Consider the following 22263-nt stretch of genomic DNA (forward strand, 5'->3'; position numbering starts at 1 on the left):
GTCGGCTCCGTTTGCGGCGTGGGAGGCACCGCGTGTTGTGTTGATCAAAGGCTCGGCATCGGTCAGCGCGCCGAGGCTGGGACCTGCGCGGTGACTTGCGGACCCTTGGCCTCTCTGTCGTGATTGGTGGGAAACAGCAGAAGCGCGGCGGCGAACCCCACCGCCGTCAGGATGCTGCTCGCCAGGAAATCGCGGCGGGTGAAATCCTTTAGGGAAGCGCCAGTTCCGATCCGTTTCGTCATCGTCGTCTCCGTCCGGCGCCGCCTGGGATCGGCGCCTTCGATTGCGTTTCGGTCCAAAACAAAAAAGCTGCCGACCAGGCCTGTCGCGTCCGTACATCCGGGACACGCGTCGACCTGAGCGGCAGCTTTGCCTGTGGCGCCCGCCATTGGACGCCTGTTCTATTGCCCGCGAGGGGCGCGATTATCTTAAAGCACGAAGCGTGCCAGTTTTGCGTGGAAGACGGATTTCCAGGAGAATCAAAGCGGTAGGCGCTTCAGGCGCCGGCCCGGCCGAGCCGAGACACGGTCAAACGTTGATCAACGGAGCGGGCAGGGCGCACAAATTTTGTGCAATGCACAAGAATGGCGCGCAAATGATCAGTCGCGATTCTGGGCCGCGATGTAGGCATCGATCCGATCGGGATCGAAGATCTGGCCGTCGAAGAATCCGTCCGGGCCGAGCACAAGGCTCGCCCCGGCCGAGCCGACCGGCGTCGCGGTCTTCAGCGCGCCTTCCACTTTGGCGTTGGCGCCGGGCAGGGCCACGCCGAGCGGCTTCAGCGCCGAGCGGTAGAGATCGGGCCGGTAGCAGTCGCGGGCGATCGCCAGGTTTTGCGGCGTATGCGGCAATTGTCCCCAGCGCACCATCTGCGTGTAGAACCAGAGCGCATGGCTCTTCCAGGGAAAGTTCGCCGCCTTGTCGAAGGGCAGGAAGAAAGCCTCAATGCTGCGCTCCGGGCCGCCGCCGAGCTGAAGTCGCCCGGTGAGTGCCGGCATCTGGATCGCCTCCGGCTGCCCGAGGAACGCAGGCTTGGCCATCAGCGCGGCCAGCGCGCCGCGGTTCACCGGATCCTGGCACCAGCGCGCGGAGTGATGCAGCGCTCTCAGCAGCGCCGCCAGCGCGTCGGGGTTTTCCTCGGCCCAGCTTCTGCGCGCGCCGATCACCTTTTCCGGGCTGTTGCGCCACAGCAGCGCCTTGACGGTGACGATGCGGCCGGTGCCGGCGGCGACGGCGGCACTGTTCCAGGGCTCTCCGACGCAATAGCCGTCGATGCGGCCGGCGGAGAGCGCATCGGCCATGAAGGGCGGCGGCACGATGACGATCTCGACATCGCGGTCGGGATCGATGCTGCAGGCGGCGAGCCAGTAGCGCAGCTCGTAATTATGCCCGGAATGCGGATGGACGACGGCGAAACGCAAAGGCTCGCGGCCGGCGGCCGCCCGCTCGCGGATGAGAGCGCCAAGCGCCGTCCCGGCGCGCGCCGGATCGAGATCGGGCGCGGCCCCGTGCGCCGACATGCCTTGCCACACCGCATTGGAGACGGTGACGCAGTTGCCGCCAAGCCCGAGCGAGAAGGGCACTATGGTCTCCGAGGCAAGCGGCGTGAGGCCGAGGCTGCAGGCGAGCGGCATCGGCCCCAGCATATGTGCCACGTCGAAATGGCCGATGGCGATGCGGTCTCGGATGTTGGCCCACGAGGTCTCGCGATGCAGCTTGAGCTCGATGCCTTCGCGGGTGGCAAAGCCCATCTCGCCGGCTGCTACAAGGACGGCGCTGTCGAAGAGCGGCATGAAGCCGGCGGTGATCTGGTGCGCGGCAGTCTTGCTCATTCGCCCTCCAGCGGGCCCAGCAATCCCGCCGCCGTCACCAGGCTCTGGGCGATGTCGGCGATCTTGCGGTTCTGGTTCATGGCGGTCTTGCGAAGAAGCGCGTAAGCGGCCTCCTCGCTCAAGCCGCGCGACTTCATCAATATGCCTTTGGCGCGATCGACGACCTTGCGGTTCTCGAGCTCGCTGCGCGCCTCCTCCAGTTCGCGCGCCATGCGCGAGAAGGCGTTGAAGCGGCTGATCGTCATGTCAAGAATCGGCTTGATGCGCTCCTTCTTCAGCCCGTCGACCACATAGGCGGACACGCCGGCTTCGACCGCCGCCTCGATCGAGGCCCGGTCGGAGCGGTCGACGAACATAGCGATCGGCCGTTTCACTGCTCGCGAAAGCTGGAACATGTTCTCCAGCATGTCGCGGTTGGGGTTTTCGAGATCGATGACGATGACATCCGGCTCGATCTCGGCGATGCGCTTGGCAATGCCGGCCACGTCATGAACAACGGTGACATGGCGATGGCCGGCGTCCCGCAATCCGGCCTCAATGATCGAGGCGCGGATGCGGTTCTCGTCGATAACAAGGATGGTCAACGAACCAGCGGACATGCGCCCTATTGTGCAGCCCGGCCGGAATTGTGCAATGCGGTAGCGTGGTCCGCGGCGACTTTCCCACGCCCAAACGCCGCCGGCCAGTCGCCGATATTCGAAGCTTCTAATTTTCGAAGGCAGGTTTTTCGCTGGGCCAAAAAGGTCAAAAACGTATCAGTCGGCGCGGCGTGGCGAGGTGGCGCACATCCTTGGCCGCCGCTATCCTGACCCTAGATGAGCCGGAACAAACGGCCGCGGTTCGAAGGCTGGCACAGCCTGCGGGAGGAATCGATGGGACCCGATCTGGAAGTCATACAGATAAGGCCTGGCGAGTCGTTCGCGGTGAGGTGGCATGGCTATCCCTACCATACGGTGCGCTGGCATTTTCATCCGGAATACGAACTGCACCAGATCGTCGCGACCAAGGGCCGCTATTTCGTCGGCGACTTCATCGGCGAGTTCGAGGTCGGCAACCTCGTTCTCACCGGTCCGAACCTGCCGCACAACTGGATCAGCGAGGTTCCGGAAGGTCAGTCAGTTCCGCTGCGCTGCAGGCTGGTCCAGTTCAGCGAGGAATTCATCGGCGGCGCGATCGCCACTTTTCCCGAGCTTGGCGCGGTCTCGCCACTGCTCGAGCTCGCGCGGCGTGGCGTCCTGTTCAGCGCCAGTGTGAGCAGGGCGGTCATGCCGTTGCTGGCGGAGATCACTCATGCTTACGGCGTTCACCGGATCAGCCTGTTCATGTCGATCATGGAGGCGCTGAGCCGCGAAACTACGCCGCGCGTGCTCGCCAGCGAGAACTATCTGCCGGACCCGTCCGGATACATGTCTGCGGGCATGAACCAGGCGCTCGCCTATATCCGCGAGAACCTGACCCAGCAATTCAACGAAGGCGATCTGGCGGCAATCGCGGGACAGACGCCGAGCGCCTTCTCGCGCTCGTTTCGCAAGCATACCGGCATGTCGCTGCTGCAGTACATCAAGCGGCTGCGCATCAACCTCGCTTGCCAGATCCTGATGAGCGACGAAGAGGCGCAGATCTCGGACATCTGCTTCGAGGTCGGCTTCAACAATCTGTCGAACTTCAATCGCCAGTTCCTGGCCGAGAAGGGCATGCCGCCTTCGCAGTTCAGGAGATTGGTTGCGGATAATTTCGCGGCCGCGCGCGCCGCATAGAAAGGAGTTCGGGAGGAGAAACAAGCCTTAGACAAGAACCAGGACGAAGCGGTGGGTCGCGCAAGCGAACCAGCGATGGACGAGTATTTCCTCGTGTCATGCCAGCGGGAGGAAGCCGTGAGGCTGCTGCACGAGTTCACTGGACTTCCGATGGGGTGCGCGAGCAGCATCCGCGGCTCGATGTCGAAGTCCGTTTAGATCACACAATGGGAATTGGAGAAGACCTTATGTCCAGATACGTGTCCAGATTGACAGCAGCCGCGATGGCCGTCTCGAGCCTCGCTCTTGGGGCGACTTTTGCCAATGCGCAGGATATCGCCGGCTCCACGGTCGCGTTCCTGATGCCCGACCAGGGCTCGACGCGTTACGAAGAGCATGATCATCCGGGCTTCGTCGCTGAAATGAAGAAGCTTTGCGACAGCTGCAAGGTGCTCTATCTCAATGCCGACGCCGACGTCACCAAGCAACAGCAGCAGTTCAACTCCGTCATCACCCAGGGCGCGAAGGTTGTCGTGCTCGACCCGGTCGATTCCGCGGCGGCGGCCTCGCTGGTGCACAATGCGCAGGCTCAGGGCGTCAAGGTGATCGCCTATGACCGTCCGATCCCCACGGCCAAGGCCGATTTCTATGTATCGTTCGACAACAAGGCCATCGGCAAGGCGATCGCCGCCTCGCTGGTCGAGCATCTCAAGGCCAAGGGCGTGTCGAGCGACGGCGATGTCGGCGTGCTGCAGATCAACGGCTCGCCGACCGACGCCGCGGCGGGCCTGATCAAGGACGGCATCCATGAGGGTCTCAAGACCGGCAGCTACAAGACGCTCGCCGAGTTTGACACGCCGAACTGGGCGCCATCGAATGCCCAGCAATGGGCGGCGGGACAGATCTCGCGCTTCGGCAACAAGATCGTCGGCGTGGTCGCCGCCAACGACGGCACGGGCGGTGGCGCCATTGCCGCCTTCAAGGCAGCCGGCGTCGATCCGGTGCCGCCGGTGACGGGCAACGACGCGACGATCGCCGCCTTGCAGCTCATCATTGCCGGCGACCAGTACAACACTATCTCCAAGCCGAGCGAAATCGTCGCCGCGGCGGCGGCAAACGTTGCTGTGCAGCTTCTCAAGGGCGAGACTCCGAAAGCCGAGACAACGCTGTACGATACGCCCTCGCAACTCTTCGTGCCGGCGGTGGTGACGCAGGAGAATTTGAAGGCCGAAATCATCGACAAGAAGATCCAGACCGCAGCCCAGCTCTGCACCGACCGCTACGCCGAAGGCTGCAAGAAGCTCGGCATTCAATAAGGAGCGATGCGGCTGAAGCCGCATCGTCTCCCAAAGCGATGCGGCGCAGCCGCGTCGCCTGCGATATGCTCGGCTGGCCCGTCAGGGCTGAGAGCCGGGTGTGTCCGGCCGCTCCCTCCTGGCGGCCGGACAGATCGACCAAAACGCGGGAAGAGACACGCAATGGCAATACCCGACGCACCGCCCACGACGAGCCGTCCGCCGGTGCTTAGCCTGCGCGGCATCTCGAAGAATTTCGGCGCGGTGTCGGCTCTCACCGACGTCGATCTCGACATCAATGCCGGGGAAATCGTAGCCCTGGTTGGCGACAACGGCGCCGGCAAGTCGACGCTGGTGAAAATCCTGGCCGGCGCGCATATGCCGAGCTCGGGCTCGATCACTTTCGACGGCCAGCCGGTGACGCTTGCCAATCCCGCCGCGGCGCTGAAGCTCGGCATCGCCACCGTCTTCCAGGATCTCGCGCTCTGCGAAAACCTCGACGTCGTGGCCAACATCTTTCTCGGCCGCGAGCTTCATCCGCTTCGCCTCGACGAGGTCTCGATGGAGGTCCGCGCCTGGACACTGCTCAACGAGCTCTCGGCACGGATTCCCAGCGTGCGCGAGCCGGTGGCGTCGCTGTCGGGCGGGCAGCGGCAGACGGTGGCGATCGCCCGCTCGCTGCTGATGGAGCCGCGCGTGATCCTCCTCGACGAGCCCACCGCCGCACTCGGCGTCGCGCAGACCGCTGAAGTGCTGAATCTCATTGAGCGCGTGCGGGATCGCGGGCTGGGCGTCGTCATGATCAGCCACAACATGGAGGACGTGCGCGCCGTGGCCGACCGCATCGTGGTGCTGAGGCTCGGCCGCAACAACGGCATCTTCCTGCCCGGCGCCTCCAATCAGGAGCTGGTCACGGCGATCACCGGCGCCGACGACAATGCGGTCTCGCGGCGCGGCAGGCGCACGGCCGAGAAAGCGCAAGGAGAACAGCCATGACCACGGCGTCCGACCGCAATCCCGGCGCGCTGCTCGATCGCAGCGACGAACGGCTGAAGGATCGCAGCGGCGCCAAGGGCGTCATCAGGGGCTTCCTCGACCGCGTCCGCTCCGGCGATCTCGGCTCGCTGCCCGTGGTTGTCGGGCTGGTTTTGATCTGCACGATCTTCCAGACGCTCAACCCGGTATTCCTGTCGCCGAACAATCTGGTCAATCTTTTGTTCGACTGCTCGACGGTCGGCATCATCTCGCTCGGCATCGTCTGCGTGCTAATGGTGGGCGAGATCGACCTGTCCGTCGGGTCCGTCAGCGGCCTGGCCTCCGCGCTGCTCGGCGTGCTGTGGGTGCAGTGGGGCTGGCCGGTCGCGCTTGCCATGCTGGCGGCGATGGCGGTCGGGTTCGTGACCGGCTGCGTCTACGCGCTGCTGCTCAACAGGCTCGGCATGCCAAGCTTCGTCTCGACGCTTTCGGGCCTGCTCGCCTTCCTGGGATTGCAGCTCTACATCCTCGGCCCGACGGGCTCGATCAACCTGCCTTACGATTCGCCGCTGGTGAATTTCGGCCAGCTTCTGGTGATGCCACACTGGGTGTCGCACACTTTGGCCGTCGTGCCCGGCGTGCTTGCCCTGGCTCTCGGCTATCGCAAGGCGCAACGCCGCCAGGCCGCCGGCCTGTCATCGCGTTCGCTGGGCGGGCTGCTGCTCCAGGCGGTCGCGATCACGGTCGCGCTCGAACTGGTGGCTTACTACCTCAACCTGTCGCGCGGCGTGCCCTGGATGTTCGCGTTGTTCGTCGGCCTGGTCGTGGCGATGAACTATGCGCTGAAGCGCACCCAATGGGGCCGCTCGATGACCGCTGTCGGCGGCAACCGCGAAGCGGCGCGTCGCGCCGGCATCAATGTCCGGCTGATCTACGCCAGCGCCTTCGCGCTCTGCGCCACGCTGGCGGCGACGGGCGGCCTGCTCTCGGCAGCACGCCTGGCAACCGCCAGCCAGCAGGCCGGCACCGGCGACGTCAATCTCAACGCCATCGCGGCGGCCGTCATCGGCGGCACCAGCCTGTTCGGCGGCCGCGGCAGCGCCTATTCGGCGCTGCTTGGCATCATCGTCATCCAATCCATCGCAAGCGGCCTGACGCTGCTCGATCTGTCATCCTCGCTCCGGTACATGATCACCGGCTGCGTGCTGGCGATCGCGGTCATCGTCGATTCTCTCGCCCGCCGCTCGCGTGTTTCACACGGCCGCGCCTGAGGCCTATCGAAGAGGATCGCAATGTCTGAAAGTCTTTCCGGCAAGGTTGCCGCAATCACTGGCGCTGCCTCGGGCATCGGGCTGGAATGCGCCCGCACCATGCTCGCCGCCGGCGCAAAGGTCTTCCTAGTCGACCGGGCCGAGGACCGGCTTCAGGAACTTGCCGCGGAGCTCGGCGACAATGCTTATGCGGTTGTCACCGACCTGCTCGATCCGGCGAGCGTCAACCGCATGATGCCCGAAATCCTCGAAAGAGCGGGCCAACTCGACATCTTCCATGCCAATGCCGGCGCCTATGTCGGCGGGGAGGTGGCATCGGGCGACCCCGATCAGTGGGATAGGATGCTCAACCTCAACGTCAACGCCGTGTTCCGCACGGTGCACGCCGTGCTGCCGCATATGATCGAGCGGAAGAAGGGCGATATCATCGTCACCAGTTCGGTGGCCGGCTTCGTTCCCGTGGTCTGGGAGCCGATCTACACCGCCTCGAAATTCGCCGTGCAGGCATTCGTCCATACGGTCCGGCGCCAGGTGCTGAAGCACGGCATTCGCGTCGGTGCAGTCGCTCCCGGTCCGGTGGTGACGGCGCTGCTCAGCGACTGGCCAAAGGCCAAGATGGAAGAAGCGCTCGCCGCCGGCAGCCTGATGGAGGCGAAGGAAGTGGCGGACGCCGTGCTGTTCATGCTGACGCGACCGCGCAACATCACCATTCGCGACCTCGTCATCCTGCCGCAGAGCGTGGACATCTGAGCGGCTCGCCGACCGGCCCTCACAGAACGGAACCGCCGCCATGATCCTCGACCGCTTCCGACTGGACGACAGGGTCGCGCTGGTGACCGGCGGCACGCGCGGCATCGGCCTCGCCATCGCGAAGGCGCTCGGCGAAGCCGGCGCACGCGTCGTCGTTGCGGGCCGGACGATGAAGGATGATGCGCGGCAGGAACTCGCGGGCCTCGCCTTCGACTTTCACGCCGCCGAGATGCTGGACGAGAAAGCGCCGGACAGGCTGGTCGCCGACACGCTCGCCAAGGCCGGCCGCCTCGACATCCTGGTCAATAGCGCCGGCATCGCCATCCATGGCGACAGCGGCGACTATCCGGAGGACATCTGGCGGCAGACGATGGCGATCAATGTCGATGCCGTCTTCCGCTGCTGCAGGGCAGCGCTGGCGCCGATGCGGCGCCAGGGAGGCGGCGCGATCCTCAATGTCGGCTCGATTTCCGGCATCGTCTCCAACATTCCCCAGAACCAGGTTGCCTATAACAGTTCCAAGGCGGCGGTGCACATGATGACCAAGAGCCTCGCCAGCGAGGTGGCGGCCGATAACATCCGCGTCAACGCCGTCGCGCCCGGCTATATCGAAACGGACCTTTCGCGCGGCGGCATCGAGAATCCGGAATGGTTCCCGATCTGGCGCGGCATGACGCCGATGGGCCGCGTCGGCCAGCCGGAAGAAGTTGCGGCGGCCGCACTTTTCCTGTGCTCTCCCGCCTCAAGCTATGTGACCGGCGAGGTGCTGGTCATCGACGGCGGCTATACCACACGCTGAGATGGCGCTGAGCTTAGGGCGCTGAGACAGGAGAATTGCGATGAAACTCAAGGACAAGGTCGCCGTCGTCACTGGCGGCGCGCAAGGCATCGGCGCAGCCATCGTGCGCGGTTTCGCCGCCGAAGGCGCCCATGTCGTCATCGCCGATATGGCACTAGACAAGGCGGAAGCGCTTGCGCGCGAGCTCGAAGGCAAAGCTACCGCTCTGCAACTCGACGTGCGCGACCTCGCCTCGATCGAGGCGATGGTCGCTTCGGTGACGAGGACGCATGGCGGGATCGACATCCTGGTCAACAATGCCGCCGTCTTCGACATGGGGCCGCTTCTCGAGATTTCGGAGAAAAGCTTCGACCTGCAATTCTCGGTCAATGTGAAAGGGCTGTTGTTCACGCTGCAGGCGGCGGCCAAGCGTATGGTCGCCCAGGGGCGCAAGGGGAAGATCATCAACATGGCCTCGCAGGCGGGTCGGCGCGGCGAGGCGCTGGTCGCCGTCTACTGCGCCACCAAGGCCGCCGTAATCAGCATCACGCAGTCGGCCGGCCTTGCGCTGATCAAGCACGGCATCAACGTCAACGGCATCGCGCCGGGTGTGGTCGACACGCCGATGTGGGACCAGGTCGACGCGCTGTTCGCGCGCTACGAGAACCTGCCGATCGGCGAGAAGAAGCGGCAGGTCGGGCTGGCGGTGCCGGCGGGGCGCATGGGTGATCCCGACGATTACCGGGGTGCGGCCGTCTTCCTGGCATCGAGCGAGGCCGACTACGTCGTGGCGCAGACGCTCAATGTGGACGGCGGCAACTGGATGAGTTGATTGGCCGAAGCTCGAGGCCTCGCCTGCGACAATCGGGCAGGAACGATCTGGCGGCTGACGCATTTTGGTTCCCATCAACCGTTTGAGGGAACCATGCGCATCGCTCATGTCGCGCCGCTCTATGAATCCGTGCCGCCGAAACTATATGGCGGCACCGAGCGGATCGTGTCCTATCTCACCGAAGCGCTGGTGGAAGTCGGGCACGAAGTGACCCTGTTCGCCAGCGGCGACAGTGAGACCTCGGCGCGGCTGGTGCCCGGCCGCGACCAGGCGATCCGTCTCGATCCGCGGCCGAAAAAGTCCGAGATTGCGGCGCATATGGCGATGCTTTGCCAGGTGCGCGAGCGGGCGGACGAGTTCGACGTCATCCACTTCCATCTCAGCCATCTCGTGCATTTTCCGTTCTTCGAACACATGGCGGGGCGAACGGTGACGACGCCGCATGGCCGGCTCGACTATGTCGACCTGGCGCCGTCCTACAAGCGCTTCCCGCGCTTTCCGATGATCTCCATCTCGCACAGCCAGAAGCGCGGATTGCCCGACGCCAACTGGCTGGCAACGATCCATCACGGGATTCCGGTCGATGCGTATCAGCCCACCTACGATCCCTCGGCCGAGGAACCCTATCTGGCTTTCCTGGGCCGGCTGTCTCGCGACAAGCGCCCGGATCGAGCGATCGAGATCGCGCGGCGTTCCGGTTTGAAGCTTAAGCTGGCGGCCAAGATCGGCGATGACGATCGCGCCTATTTTCACGACGAGATCGAGGCGCTCGTCGACGGCGACCGGGTCGACTATATCGGCGAGATCGCGGAACACGAGAAGGCCGAGTTTCTGGGCAATGCCGCGGGGCTGCTGTTTCCCATCGACTGGCCGGAGCCGTTCGGCCTGGCGCCGATCGAGGCGATGGCTTGCGGCACGCCGGTAATCGCCTGGAACTGCGGCGCCCTGCCGGAGCTCATCGACCAGGACGTGACCGGCTTTGTCGTGGACTCTGTCGATGATGCGGTCGCTGCGACGCCGGCCCTGCTCGAACTCGACCGACGGCAGGTGAGGACGGTCTTCGAAAAGCGGTTTTCAGCCACCAGGATGGCGCGCGACTATCTTGCCGCCTATATGCGCCTGATCGGCATCCAGGAGGCGAGAGCCTCCTGATCGGCATTCTCTTTTGGGCGGGGCAAGCGAAGAGGTGACGAATGACGCAGCTCGACGAGCGCAAGCTCGATCCCGCCGTAGCCCTTGCCTCGCTCGACGAAACAGCGCCGCGGGAGCCTCACCGGCTGTTCGCGCTCAAACAGGGCGATTGTTTCGCGGTCACCGACGCCTATGGTGACATCAGGGGCGCCGGCGACGGTTTCTTTCGCGACGACACCCGCGTTCTTTCCGAGTTCCGCCTGACGATCGGCGGCAGGCCGATGTCGCTGCTCGGCGCTTCGCTCAGCCAGGACAATGTTCTCTTCACCAGCAACCTGACCAACTTGCCGATTCAGAGCGCCGCCGGCCGCGACATTCCGCAAGGCGCGATCCATATCGAGCGCGTCAGGCTGATCTGGCAGGACAGGTTGTTCGATCGCATCACGCTTTCCAACTACAGCCGCGAGCATTCGACCATCGCCATCTCCTTGCATTTCGCCGCCGACTTCCGCGACATGTTCGAGGTGCGCGGCTCGACACGGCCGAAACGCGGAACGGTCCATCTGGCGAAGACCGACAAGGCATCCGTTATGCTCGGCTATGACGGTCTCGACGGCCTGCCGCGCCTGTCGGCAATCTCCTTCTCGCAGGCTCCCGACCATCTGAGCGACAATCGAGCCGACTTCCTGATCGCGGTGACCAAGCGCAGCAGCAAGGTGCTTTATGTCGAGGTGGGCCCGGAAGTTGCCGAAACGCCGAATCGCGACCGGTTCCGGGCCGCTGCCGCACGCGCGCGTTTTGCCATGCGCGCCAAGCGTCGGCATGGCGCCACGGTCCACAGCTCCGGTCGCGTCTTCAACGATTGGGTCGAACGCGCCCGCGCGGATGTCGCGTTGCTTACCACCGAGCTTCCTACCGGGCCTTATCCTTATGCCGGCATCCCGTGGTTCTCCACGGCCTTCGGCCGCGACGGCGTGATCTCCGGCTTGCAGATGCTGTGGCTCAATCCGGGTCTCGCGCGCGGCGTGCTGGCGTTCCTTGCCGAACATCAGGCGACGGAGACGTCGCCCTTCATCGATTCCCAGCCAGGCAAAATCATGCATGAGACGCGCAAGGGCGAAATGGCGGCACTGCGCGAACTTCCCTTCGGCCGCTATTATGGCGGCGTCGACACGACCCCGCTCTACATTCATCTCGCCTGCGCCTATGCCGACCGCACCGGCGACATGGCCTTCATCGACACGCTCTGGCCATCGCTCAAGGCGGCCGCCGAGTGGACGGAAGAGGCAAGCCGGGCAACGGGTTTCGTCACCTACCAACGCGCGGCGGAGTCCGGCCTCGCCAACCAGGGCTGGAAAGACAGCGTCGACTCGGTCTTCCATGCCGATGGCCGCATGCCCAAAGGACCGATCGCGCTGGTCGAGGTGCAAGGCTATGTCTTTGCCGCTTATCGCGGCCTTGCCGCGCTCGCACGCCGCCGCGGCGAGTTTGCCGATGCCGAACATTGGGAGAACCGCGCCGAGGAAATGCGGATCGCCGTCGAGCGTGACTTCTGGATCGAGGATCTAAACTTCTACGCCATCGCGATCGACGGCGAAGGCCAGCCCTGCAAGGTGCGAACGTCAAATGCGGGGCATCTGCTCTATGCCGGGCTGCCGCAGCCGGAGCGTGCCAAGATTGTCGCCGATCAATTGCTGTCGGCTTCCTTCCATTCCGGCTGGGGACTGAGGACGCTTGCGGACGACGCGATCTTCTTCAACCCAATGTCCTACCATAACGGCTCGATCTGGCCGCACGACACGGCGCTCTGCGGTGTCGGCCTCTCGCGCTATGGCGAGCGCGAAAGTGTCGTGCGGCTGATGAGCGGCACGTTCGAGTCGGCCGTGCACTTCAACATGCGGCTGCCGGAATTGTTCTGCGGCTTCACCCGGGCGCCAGGCGAGGCGCCGATCGCCTATCCTGTCGCCTGTCTGCCGCAGGCCTGGTCGGCAGGTTCCACCTTCATGCTGATGCAGGCCTGCCTCGGTCTGGAAATCGACGGTTGGAAAGGCGAGTTGCGCGTCACCCGCCCACGGATGCCTATCGGTATCGACACGCTCACGCTCCGGCATCTGTCCGTCGGCAATAAGACTATCGACCTCACCTTCCAGCGTGTCGGGGACCGCGTCGTTGCCTTCCTCGCCGATCGGCATGAGGGCCTGGTGCCGCTGATTGTGCGGACTTAGACGGGTCGATTGCGCAATTCCGGACGGAAAACCGTTACGAGAGCGGAGTTCCGCAAATGCATCCGGCAGTCGAAAAATGTCGGAACCGACGAGCGCCCTATGCGTTTGCAAACCGGAACCGGCACACCTCTCCGCAGCCGGCAAGAACGAAAACAAAATAGCGGACAGCCGGAGGCAACCTGGCATCAATGGCACAGTATGGCGTCGACCTCTTGTGGGTCCTTATCCTAGCTAGTCTCGGACTCAGCGCTCTCGCGATCTTCGTCTCAATAACCAGGCACCGTCACCAGCATGCAACGGCTGTGAACACGCCCGGTGCGGGCGAGGACGTCGCATCGGAAGCCGCACGCAAGGTGTTGCGCGAATTCGAGAAGAACGGGCAGTCGGTCGACGCCGCCCTCGTCACCTGGTCACCGGAGACGCTGCGCAAGATCCTTGCCGAGGATCTGCCGGACGCACAGGTCATCGTCGTCTCCAACCGCGAGCCCTACATCCACAATGAGGACGAGAACGGCGATGTCGAGCTCGTCGTGCCGGCGAGCGGACTGGTCTCGGCACTGGAGCCGATCACGCGCGCCTGCGCCGGCACCTGGATCGCCTATGGCGGCGGAAGCGCGGATCGTCAGGTCGTCGACCGCCACGACCGGGTACAGGTGCCGCCCGAAAATCCATCTTATGCCCTGCGCCGGGTCTGGCTGACCGATGAGGAATATCAGGGCTATTATCTCGGCTTCGCCAATGAAGGGCTTTGGCCGCTCTGCCACATAGCCTTTACCCGACCGATCTTCCGCGAGTCGGACTGGGCGGCCTACGAGGCCGTCAACCGGAAATTCGCCGAAACGGTGGTTGCCGAGGCGCGCAACGAGAGGCCGATCGTGCTGGTCCAGGATTATCATTTCGCGCTGCTGCCGCGCATGATCCGCGAGCGCCTGCCCGAGGCGATTGTCATCACCTTCTGGCACATCCCGTGGCCGAATTCGGAAGTGTTCAGCATCTGTCCGTGGCGCGAGCGCATTCTGGATGGGCTGCTGGGCAGCTCGATCATCGGCTTCCACACCCAGTTCCATGCCAACAACTTCACCGAGAGCGTCGACCGTTTCATGGAGAGCCGGATCGAACGGGCGGATGCCGCGGTGTCCTATGGCGGCCAGACGACTTTGGTCCACGCCTACCCGATCTCTATCGAATGGCCTGTGCAACTCCTGAAGAGCCTGCCGCCGGTCGAGGAATGCCGCGCGCAAATCCGCGAGCGGTTCGGAATTCCAGCCGACGCCAAGCTGTGCGTCGGTGTCGAGCGCCTCGACTACACCAAGGGCATTCTCGACCGCTTCCATGCGCTGGAGGAACTGTTCATCCGCTACCCTGAAATGATCGGCAAGGCGGTGTTCCTGCAGGTCGCCGCACCGAGCCGGGGCACATTGCCGGCCTACAAGCACCTGCATGAGGAATGCCAGCGGCTCGCCGAGGGACTCAACGAGCGCTACGGCAACGGCAGCTATCGTCCGGTCGTGCTCGTGGCCGAGCATCACTCGCAGAAGGACGTCTACAAGATCTACCGCGCGGCCGACATCTGCCTCGTCACCAGCCTGCATGACGGCATGAACCTCGTGGCCAAGGAGTTCGTTGCCGCGCGCGACGACGAAGAGGGCGTGCTCCTGCTCAGCACGTTTGCCGGCGCCTCGCGCGAACTGCTCGAGGCGCTGATCGTCAATCCTTACGACGCGGCGATGATGAGCGAAGCCATGCGGCAGGCGCTGGTCATGGGGCCCGACGAGCAGCGCGAGCGCATGCGCCGCATGCGCGAGATCGTACGCGACAACAATGTCTATCGCTGGGCCGGCAGCATGCTGCTCGACGCGGCGCGATTGAGGAAGCGCGGCGAGCTCGACCGCGTCACGGCCTTGTCCGACCGCTCGGCAAACACCAACGGCGACAATGTCGTCTCTATCTTCGAACGCAAACAGGCAGTCGGATTCCGATGAACATCCAAGCAGATTTGACACCACCGCTTCCCGAAGGCCGGTGGGCGCTCTTCCTCGATATCGATGGCACCTTGCTCGAGCACGCCGCCCATCCAGATAGCGTCGCGGTCAGCGCGGAGTTGCGTTCGCTGCTGCAAGCGGTCGAGCGCCGGCTGGATGGAGCGCTGGCTTTCATCACCGGCCGCTCTATCGCGGCCGTCGACCGGCTGTTCGAGCCTTTGAAGCTGCGAATCGCCGGCCTCTACGGGCTGGAGCACAGGCTGACACCGGACGGGCAAATCGAGGCCGCCGACGAGCCGGCGGATATGGCTGCACTTGCCGACGAAATCGAGCTGGAGCTGGCAAGCAAGGCCGTCTATGTCGAGCGCAAGGGGCCGGTGCTCGCCATCCACACGCGGGCGGCGCCGCAATTGCTGGCCCGCGCGACGGAACTGGTCGAGACAGCACTTGCCCGGCTGCCGAAAGGCTACCGCGTAATTGCCGGCAATGCCGGTGTCGAACTGATGCCGCTGGAGGCGGCCAAGGGCGCCGCAATCCGGCGCTTCATGCAGCTTGAACCTTTCACCGGACGGCGTCCGGTATTCCTCGGCGACGACACGTCCGACGAAAACGGTTTTGAGACCGTCAATGCCGCGGGCGGGATCTCGATCCGCGTGAGACCGCAGGGCGAGACCGCGGCGCGTTTCGCCATCGCCGATGTCGCCAGCGCGATCGCCTGGCTCGCGGCGAATTTCAATGACGGCTTCGAACCGGCGGACCGCAGCGATCTGGTTGCCTGATCAATCTCGGGAAAAGTGCGTCACGGTCCTTCGTCTGGGATCGCAAAAACGGCCCCACAACGGGGCCGTTTTGTCGGTAGCTGCACTGATTGGTTACTTGCTGCCGCCGTTCTCCTTGACGCTGCTGCAGAACTCCGGATGGCTGTTGGCTGCATTGGCGTTCTTGGCCTCGTCCTCACAAGCCGTCATCATCGCGGTCTGGTCCTCCGGCGACATTGCCTTCCACGCCTTCACGAAGGCGTCCTTGCTGACCATCGTTTTCATGCTGGAGTCGGTGTAGAAGGGCTGCATCTTGGCTGGGTCATCCAGCGCCGACGTGCCGGTTTCGCCAGCGGCGAGAGCCGAGCCGGCGACCATCGAAAGGGTCATTGCGCCAAGGCAGATCATCTTGATGTTCATGACATAAACCTCCTGTTTCTCTGGATCGTTCGAGAAACGATCGTGTCATCAACGGAAGGTCCGGATCAAAGTTCCTCTATTCCCGTGAAATGCAGAAAAAAATTCTGAAGAAAAATGGTCCTGAGAGGGCCGAAACTCTCCGTGGTCCGGCCGTTAAGTTTGGTTGCATTACACTCAGGGCGGCAATCAGTAGCAGGAACGCTAATGTTCCAGGCGACGAGGCGCGATCAGTTCCTGTCGACCGGCTTGGAGCGCATCCGCGAAACGGTCTCTCGCTCGGCGCGCTTGGAGCGCATCGGCGGCAGACCGCGATCGAGGAGGTCCATGTCCTCCAGCACCATGTCGCCCATGCGCTTGAAGGCAACGTCGAGCGCGCCGGCGCGGTGTGCCGAGCGCAGAAAGCCGGAAAGCGAGCGCACCGGGTGGTTCTTGGCCAGCGGCTCCTCGGGAAACACGTCGCTGGCCGCAACGATATGGCCGCTTTTGACCGCTCCCATCAGCGCCGGGAAATCGACGACGCCGGCGCGGCTGAGCAGGATGAAGGCGGCGCCCTGGCGCATCTTGGCGAAAGCGTCGGCGCCGAGAAAACCCTGGTTCTCGCTGGTCACCGAGGCGACGACGAAAACGAAATCGCTTTCCGACAGCACCTTGTCGAGCGAGGCCGGCTCGACGCCATGTTCCACCAGCACGGAAGGCGGTAGCCAGGGATCGAAGACCCTGGTGCGCGTGCGGAAGCCGGTCAGCAGCCGATTGAGAGCGCGGCCAAGATCGCCGAAGCCGATGATGCCGACATCCGAACCTGAGAGGAGTCGCGCCGTCTGGTTGCCGTCGCCGCCCCATAGTTCCTCGCCTTGCCGGAAGGCGAGGTCGGCATCGACGATGCCGCGCGCCAGGTTTAGCGCCATGGCAAGGCCGAGTTCCGCCACCGGCTCCGCGAACACCAGGCCGGTGGTGACGACGTGAATGCCGCGGGCAAACAGCGTCTCATAGGGCATGTTGTTGATGAGATTGGTCTCGACGTTGAAGATGCAGCGCAGCGCTTTCAACCTCTCCAGCGTCTGAGGGGTGATCGGCGGCTGGCCGACGATGTAGCGGGCTTCGGCCAGCACATCTGTCGGCAACTCCGAGACACCTTCCGGCGTTGTCTCGACGATGCGATATTTTTTGCGGAAAAGCGCCAATTGCGGCGGCGTGAAGATCAGGTCGAGCGTGCGCGGTTCGGGTGCGCTGATCACCAGCGGCGAGGCTTTGTTGGACATGATTTTCCTCCCGGCGCGATTGGATCGCATCAATCATATCAGCGTTTTTACTCTCGATGAAACGATTTACAACAGCGAAAAATCGATTTATCGATTATGTTAATGAGAGGGCGACCACTCGCCTCCGGGAGAAGATTAATGGCGCAACAGCAGGCCCAGCAGCGGCGCGCGTCGATCCACGATGTGGCAAGCCAGGCGGGCGTGTCGGCGGCCACTGTTTCCAAGGTTCTTTCCGGCGTCACCACGGTAAAACCGGAAAACGCGCAGCGCGTCCTCGATGCCGTCGAGCTTCTGGGCTACCGCGTCGATCCGCTCGCCTCGGATATGCGCAGGGCCAAGCGTCGCATCATCGGCGCCATCATGCCGGAGTTCGAAAGCGAGTTCTTCGGCCAGATGGTGAGCGAGCTCGAAGGCCTCGCCGAGCAACGCGGCTATACGCTGGTCGCCGCCTCCAGCCGGGAATCGGAGCAACGTGAGAAGGAGATCCTCGCCCGCATGCATGACTGGCGCGTTGCCGGCGTCGTACTGGCGCCGGTGCGAAACGAGCACGGACCGGCGGCTGGTTTCATGAAAGCGAACGGCATGACAGGGGTGCTGATCGACCGCGTGCTTGCCGATGACGCCTTCGACACGGTTTCGGCCGACAGCGCGGCGGCAAGCGCCGAGGTGGCGCGCGCGCTGGTCAGCCAGGGCCATCGCCATGTTCTTGTGGTCGGTCTCGGCCAGCAGGCGGCGACCGTGCGCGCCCGGCTCGAAGGGTTTCGCAAGACGGCACTTGAGCTTGCGCCCGACATCAGGGTCGACGTCGTACTCTGCGAAAGCGATGTCGGGCCCTTGCGGACGCTGCTTCGCGATTATTTCAGCCAGCGGGAAGACGGCGGCGACAGGCCTACGGCGGTCTATTCGCTCTTCCTGAAGGGCACGCTGGTGGCGCTTTCGGAGTTTCGGCGGCGCGGCTGGCATTGCCCAAACGACATCTCGCTGGTCGGCTTCGACGACGCCGAATGGATGCAGGTGACGTGGCCGGCGATCGCCGCGGTGGTGCAGCCGGTGCGCGAGATCGCCGCCAACGCAATGGAGGTTTTGTTTCGCAGGATCGGAGGCGAGCGCGGTCCGCCGAGGGCGCGGCTCGAACCTTGCAAGGTGTTCATGCGGGAATCCGTTGGCTCGCCAGGCAGCGTCCCGCATTCCGGGGGAGGAGACCGACAATAACCCCCATTGTCGAAAACGGAAGAAGAGTGCCGGCCCTGGCCGAGGCATCCGGCGCAAAACAACAAACGGAGGATGGAATGACATCGCTTTCCACAAAGATAAATCGATTTACTCTCGCGTTGGGCGTAGCGCTTACGTTTGCCGCGGTCGGCGCTGCTAAGGCCGAGGACGGCGAATATGGCGTGCTGATGAAGACCTTGGCCAATCCGTTCTGGGGCGCGATGGCGCAGGGCGTCGCCGACGGCGCCAAGGAGGCCGGCGTGAAATACTTCCAGCAGGCGGCCGAAAGCGACCAGGCGGCCGAGCCGCAGCTCAACCTCTGCAACACGATGCTCGAGCGCAAGCCGGTGGCGATGATCACCGCCGCCATCAACTCGACCAACCTCTTGCCCTGCCTGAAATCGGCGCAGGATGCCGGCATCAAGATCGTCGATCTCGACAACAATCTTGACCAGGCGGTTCTCGACAAGGAAGGCGTCAAGGTCACCTTCCATATCGGTTCCGACAACGTCGCCGCGGGTGCGCAAGGGGCCGAATATCTCGTCTCCAAGCTTGGCAAGGACGCCAAGGGTCCGGTGCTGGTGATCGAGGGTCTCTCAGGCAACATCACCGGCGAGAAGCGCGCCAAGGGCTTTGCCGACAAGCTCAAGGAACTGGCGCCGGGGTTCGAGGTGGTCGCCTCGCTGCCGGGCGATTGGGATCGCGGCAAGGCCGCCTCGATCGCCACCGACACACTGACGGCGCATCCCGATCTGGTTGCCATCTTCTGCGCCAACGACGGCATGGCGTTGGGCGCCGTGGAATCGGTCTACGCCGCCGGCAAAGGCGAGCAGGTGACGATCATCGGCGTGGACGGCAATGTCGACGCCGTGAAGTCGATCAAGGAAGGCCGTCTCAACGCTTCCGTCGCCCAGCTTCCTTATCTCGTCGGCAAGCAGGCGGTCGAGAACGTCAAGAAGGCGCTGGCCGGCGAGAAGGTCGAGGAAAGCATCGCGGTGCCCACCCTGGTGCTGACCAAGGACGTGCTCGACGCCGGCAAGGAGCCGATGCTGCAATACGTGAAGTAGCAAGAGAAGGGACTAGGGGAGTAGGTCCGTAGGGGAGTAGGAAGAGGAAGGTTTGCACTTCCTAGACTCACTTCCCTATTCCCCTAGTCCCCTACCCAGAAGGGTGAAAACCATGGCTTCCGAAACGGCGCAGCCCGGGTTTTGGGCTCGGGTGCAGCGCGCATCCGTCGAGAGGCTCCACATCAGGCTGGAGTCGCTGCTGGTGCTTGTGCTGCTGAGCGCGGCGATGGCGCTTTTGTCGCCTTTCTTCCTGTCGCTCAGCAATTTTCTCAACATCCTGCTCGCGACATCGACGATCGGCGTGCTGGCGATCGCCGCGACCTTCGTCATCGGTTCCGGTGGGCTCGATCTGTCGCTGGGATCGGTCATGGGGCTCGCCGGCGTGGCGGGAGCCTTCGTCGCCGTTAATCTCGGCTGGCCGTCGGTGTTCGCGGTGATCGCCTGCATTCTGGCCGGAAGTATCGCCGGCTACATCAACGGCCAACTGGTCACCCGCGCCTTCGTGCCCGCCTTCATCGTCACGCTCGGCATGCTGGGCCTTGCGCGCGGGCTGGCGCTCGTCATCTCGCAGGGCAGGGCGATCTACGGCCTGCCGCCGGAGATCGTCTATATCGGGCAAGGGAGGCCGCTCGGCATTCCGATGCCGGTCATCATCTTCGTGCTGACGGCGATCGTCGCGCATACGGTGCTTGCCTATACGCGCTTCGGCCGACACACTTTGGCGCTTGGCGACAGCGAGGGCGCGGCGCGCGCCGCCGGCATCCGCGTCGAGCAGCATCGCCGCATCATCTACACGCTCTCCGGCGCGCTCGCCGGGCTTGCGGGTCTCTTGTTCACCGCCCGCGTCAATGCGGGCGACCCGACCGCCGGCATCAACTACGAACTCACCGCGATCACCGCGGCGATCATCGGCGGCACCAATCTGTTCGGCGGCCGCGCCTCGATCCTCGGCACCATGATCGGCGCGCTGATCATGGGCGTGCTGCAGAACGGGCTGACATTGCTTGCCGTGCAGTCCTACTACCAGCAAATGGCGATCGGCGCGGTGCTGATCCTAGCGGTCTTCATCGACCAATATCAGGTGCGGAAGGAGTCGCGCGTATGACCCTGCTTTCGCTCCACAAGATCCGCAAAAGCTTCGGGGCGGTCGACGTGCTGCATGGCGTCGACCTGTCGGTCGCAGCCGGCGAGGTGGTCGGGCTGGTCGGCGACAACGGCGCCGGCAAGTCGACGCTGATGAAGACCATCACCGGCATCTACCGCGCCGACACCGGCTCGATCGAGTTCGACGGCAAGGACATCCTCGCCCTCGACCCCGGCCAGCGGCGCCGGCTCGGCATCGAGATGATCTACCAGGATCTGTCCTTGGCCAAGCAGCAGGACGTGGCCTCCAACATCTTCCTTGGCCGCGAGCCGACGAAAAGGCTGCTCGGCCTCTTCCCCGGCTTTGTCGACAAGACCGAGATGGATCGGCAGGCGGCGCGGATGATCGAGCGGCTCGGGGCGCACTTGCCGTCGATCAGTCGTTCCGTCGGCTCCTTCTCCGGCGGCCAGCAGCAGACGGTGGCGATTGCGCGGGCGCTCACCTTCAGCCCGAAGCTCGTCATCATGGACGAGCCGACGGCGGCGCTCGCCGTGCGCGAGGTGCAGAGCGTGCTCGATCTCATCCGGCGGCTGAAGTCTGAAGGCATCGCCGTCATTTTGATTTCGCACCGGCTGAACGACGTGCTGTCGGTCACCGATCGCATCGTCGTGCTGCGCCACGGCAGGGCGGATGCCGATCTCGTCACCGCCAAAACCAACATGAACGAAGTCGTCAGCCGCATCGTCGGCGGCGGCGACACGGCCGCCGCGGCGGCGCACGAGCAACGAGGCTGATATGAATGTTTTCGGACTGCACACTTTCGCCATCGCCCCGGTCTGGGATCTGGCCCGCATCGAGCCGCAGATGGACCGGCTGAAGGAGCTCGGCATCGGCCTCATGGAAATCCCGCTGCTCAGACCCGAGGAGATCGACACCAAGCGCACGCGCGGTTTTGCAAACCATTATGGCGTGCAGCTCATTCCCTCGCTCGGCTTGCCGCACGCGCTCGACGTGGTGGAGCGGCCGGAAGAGGCGCTCGACTTCCTGCAGCCGGCCTTCAACGTCTGCAACGAGGTGGGCGCCGAGGCGCTCGGCGGCGTCACCTATGGAACGATCGGCAAGACCACCGGCCGGGCGCCGACGCAGCGGGAGATCGACGGCATGTGCCGCTTCCTCGAAAGGGCGGCAAAGTCGGCGAAGGCCCGCAGCCTGAAGCTCGGCATCGAACCCTGCAACCGCTACGAGACGCATCTGATCAACCGCGGCATCGACGCGGCGCGCATCATCGAGCGCATCGGCGCCGACAACATCTTCATCCATCTCGACACCTACCACATGCATATCGAGGAAGAGAGCTTCGCGGCCGGCTTCGAGGCGGCGGCGCCCTTCCTCGGCTATGTGCATGTGTCGGAGGCCAATCGCGGCGTGCCGGGGCGCGGCATGCTGAACTGGGCAGCCTGCATGAAGGCGATCGCCGACATCGGCTATGAGGGCCCGATCACGCTCGAAAGCATGAACCATGTCGACGTCGACATCGCCGGCGGGCTCGCGGTATGGCGCCCGGTAGCGGAAGACCCGCGCGACGTCATTGAGGTTGGGCTGCCCTTCCTGCGCGAGGAAGCGAAGAAGGCGGGGCTGACACTCGGGTAACGAAAG

General features: G+C 64.1%; 21 protein-coding genes. 16 read left to right on the forward strand and 5 right to left on the reverse strand.

The window, feature by feature from the left end; genetic code table 11:
- Nucleotides 1-62 precede the first annotated feature (62 nt).
- The 3 genes from CK222_RS25210 to CK222_RS25220 form a co-directional block, all read right to left on the reverse strand.
- Nucleotides 63-242 carry a hypothetical protein gene (locus CK222_RS25210; RefSeq protein WP_095802340.1) on the reverse strand — a complete coding sequence of 60 codons (180 nt, stop codon included), beginning with the start codon at nucleotides 240-242 and terminating at the stop codon, nucleotides 63-65.
- Between the two features lie 357 nt (nucleotides 243-599).
- Complete coding sequence (locus CK222_RS25215) at nucleotides 600-1832, reverse strand: CmpA/NrtA family ABC transporter substrate-binding protein (RefSeq protein WP_095802293.1); 1233 nt, start codon at nucleotides 1830-1832, stop codon at nucleotides 600-602.
- The gene (locus CK222_RS25220; protein WP_066992153.1) at nucleotides 1829-2431 is read right to left on the reverse strand and encodes an ANTAR domain-containing response regulator; all 603 of its coding nucleotides are present in this window, start codon (nucleotides 2429-2431) and stop codon (nucleotides 1829-1831) included. Before CK222_RS25220 ends, CK222_RS25215 begins: the two co-directional genes overlap by 4 nt.
- Before the next feature lie 273 nt (nucleotides 2432-2704).
- Here CK222_RS25220 and CK222_RS25225 point away from each other — a divergent pair, with 273 nt between their 5' ends.
- The 11 genes from CK222_RS25225 to otsB all read left to right on the forward strand — a co-directional run bounded on the left by CK222_RS25225 (nucleotide 2705) and on the right by otsB (nucleotide 15586).
- The gene (locus CK222_RS25225; RefSeq protein ID WP_066992353.1) at nucleotides 2705-3589 is read left to right on the forward strand and encodes an AraC family transcriptional regulator; all 885 of its coding nucleotides are present in this window, start codon (nucleotides 2705-2707) and stop codon (nucleotides 3587-3589) included.
- 227 nt (nucleotides 3590-3816) lie between these two features.
- A complete protein-coding gene (locus tag CK222_RS25230; protein ID WP_066992156.1) occupies nucleotides 3817-4884 on the forward strand; it encodes a sugar ABC transporter substrate-binding protein in 1068 nt (355 codons plus the stop codon).
- A gap of 162 nt (nucleotides 4885-5046) precedes the next feature.
- Nucleotides 5047-5859, forward strand: coding sequence for an ATP-binding cassette domain-containing protein (locus CK222_RS25235; RefSeq protein ID WP_066992159.1), 813 nt, complete (start codon nucleotides 5047-5049; stop codon nucleotides 5857-5859).
- Nucleotides 5856-7109, forward strand: a complete 1254-nt coding sequence (locus tag CK222_RS25240; protein WP_095802294.1) for an ABC transporter permease — start codon at nucleotides 5856-5858, stop codon at nucleotides 7107-7109. The genes CK222_RS25235 and CK222_RS25240 overlap by 4 nt, the downstream gene beginning before the upstream one ends.
- 21 nt (nucleotides 7110-7130) lie before the next feature.
- The gene (locus tag CK222_RS25245; protein ID WP_095802295.1) at nucleotides 7131-7859 is read left to right on the forward strand and encodes an SDR family oxidoreductase; all 729 of its coding nucleotides are present in this window, start codon (nucleotides 7131-7133) and stop codon (nucleotides 7857-7859) included.
- Between the two features lie 40 nt (nucleotides 7860-7899).
- Entirely contained in the window at nucleotides 7900-8658 is a 759-nt protein-coding gene (locus CK222_RS25250) for a glucose 1-dehydrogenase (RefSeq protein WP_095802296.1), read from the forward strand.
- Nucleotides 8659-8698: 40 nt separating this feature from the next.
- Complete coding sequence (locus CK222_RS25255) at nucleotides 8699-9469, forward strand: L-iditol 2-dehydrogenase (protein ID WP_095802297.1); 771 nt, start codon at nucleotides 8699-8701, stop codon at nucleotides 9467-9469.
- A 93-nt stretch (nucleotides 9470-9562) separates the two neighbouring features.
- The gene (locus tag CK222_RS25260; RefSeq protein ID WP_095802298.1) at nucleotides 9563-10621 is read left to right on the forward strand and encodes a glycosyltransferase family 4 protein; all 1059 of its coding nucleotides are present in this window, start codon (nucleotides 9563-9565) and stop codon (nucleotides 10619-10621) included.
- A gap of 41 nt (nucleotides 10622-10662) precedes the next feature.
- Nucleotides 10663-12825 carry an amylo-alpha-1,6-glucosidase gene (locus CK222_RS25265; RefSeq protein ID WP_095802299.1) on the forward strand — a complete coding sequence of 721 codons (2163 nt, stop codon included), beginning with the start codon at nucleotides 10663-10665 and terminating at the stop codon, nucleotides 12823-12825.
- Between the two features lie 188 nt (nucleotides 12826-13013).
- On the forward strand, nucleotides 13014-14807 hold the full coding sequence (locus tag CK222_RS25270) for a trehalose-6-phosphate synthase (protein ID WP_067328827.1): 1794 nt from the start codon (nucleotides 13014-13016) through the stop codon (nucleotides 14805-14807).
- Nucleotides 14804-15586: a trehalose-phosphatase gene (gene otsB, locus CK222_RS25275; protein WP_095802300.1), complete on the forward strand. Its 783-nt coding sequence runs from the start codon at nucleotides 14804-14806 to the stop codon at nucleotides 15584-15586. The genes CK222_RS25270 and otsB overlap by 4 nt, the downstream gene beginning before the upstream one ends.
- A 93-nt stretch (nucleotides 15587-15679) precedes the next feature.
- On the opposite strand, the gene CK222_RS25280 is transcribed toward otsB, so the two are convergent.
- Together CK222_RS25280 and CK222_RS25285 are read right to left on the reverse strand one after the other, a co-directional pair.
- On the reverse strand, nucleotides 15680-15985 hold the full coding sequence (locus CK222_RS25280; RefSeq protein ID WP_095779425.1) for a hypothetical protein: 306 nt from the start codon (nucleotides 15983-15985) through the stop codon (nucleotides 15680-15682).
- Nucleotides 15986-16212: 227 nt separating this feature from the next.
- Nucleotides 16213-17244 (reverse strand): hydroxyacid dehydrogenase, encoded by a 1032-nt coding sequence (locus CK222_RS25285; protein ID WP_095802301.1) that lies wholly within the window; start codon nucleotides 17242-17244, stop codon nucleotides 16213-16215.
- Nucleotides 17245-17382: 138 nt separating this feature from the next.
- Here CK222_RS25285 and CK222_RS25290 point away from each other — a divergent pair, with 138 nt between their 5' ends.
- From CK222_RS25290 to CK222_RS25310, 5 genes are all read left to right on the forward strand, one after another.
- Complete coding sequence (locus CK222_RS25290) at nucleotides 17383-18456, forward strand: LacI family DNA-binding transcriptional regulator (protein WP_095802302.1); 1074 nt, start codon at nucleotides 17383-17385, stop codon at nucleotides 18454-18456.
- Between the two features lie 77 nt (nucleotides 18457-18533).
- Complete coding sequence (locus CK222_RS25295) at nucleotides 18534-19523, forward strand: substrate-binding domain-containing protein (RefSeq protein WP_245433255.1); 990 nt, start codon at nucleotides 18534-18536, stop codon at nucleotides 19521-19523.
- A gap of 112 nt (nucleotides 19524-19635) precedes the next feature.
- A complete protein-coding gene (locus tag CK222_RS25300; protein ID WP_066992192.1) occupies nucleotides 19636-20628 on the forward strand; it encodes an ABC transporter permease in 993 nt (330 codons plus the stop codon).
- Nucleotides 20625-21401: an ATP-binding cassette domain-containing protein gene (locus CK222_RS25305; protein ID WP_095802303.1), complete on the forward strand. Its 777-nt coding sequence runs from the start codon at nucleotides 20625-20627 to the stop codon at nucleotides 21399-21401. The genes CK222_RS25300 and CK222_RS25305 overlap by 4 nt, the downstream gene beginning before the upstream one ends.
- A gap of 1 nt (nucleotide 21402) precedes the next feature.
- A complete protein-coding gene (locus CK222_RS25310; RefSeq protein ID WP_095802304.1) occupies nucleotides 21403-22257 on the forward strand; it encodes a sugar phosphate isomerase/epimerase family protein in 855 nt (284 codons plus the stop codon).
- Nucleotides 22258-22263: the final 6 nt, after the last annotated feature.

Source organism: Mesorhizobium sp. WSM3866, from assembly GCF_002294795.1.
GTDB lineage: Bacteria > Pseudomonadota > Alphaproteobacteria > Rhizobiales > Rhizobiaceae > Mesorhizobium.